Here is a 255-nt window from a genome sequence, read left to right as displayed (position 1 = left end):
CTTTGAGCTTTGCGAACATGTTTTCGATCAGGTGACGCTTTTTATACAGATGCCAGTCGTAAGGTGGCTTTGATTTCCGGTTCTTTTTCGGCGGAATACAGGCTGTGATAGTGCGTTCTGCAAGCAATAACCTGATCCTGTTGCTGTCATAGCCCCTGTCCCCGATGATTTCTTCCGTCTCAGCGGGGAGATCTGCCAGCAGCACGTCTGCGCCTTTGAAGTCACTGACCTGTCCTGCAGTCAGATGCAGGCGGA

The 255-nt window shown here is 51.4% G+C and carries 1 protein-coding gene; it reads right to left on the bottom strand.

All coding sequences use genetic code 11. The annotated features are described in order from the left end of the window. A partial coding sequence (locus tag HK25_RS12185) for a transposase (RefSeq protein ID WP_143296013.1) occupies positions 1–255 on the bottom strand: 255 nt, incomplete at both ends.

This window comes from Acetobacter sp. DsW_059, from assembly GCF_002153695.1.
Classification (GTDB): Bacteria; Pseudomonadota; Alphaproteobacteria; order Acetobacterales; family Acetobacteraceae; genus Acetobacter; species Acetobacter thailandicus.
This window is presented reverse-complemented; position numbering and strand designations above follow the sequence as displayed.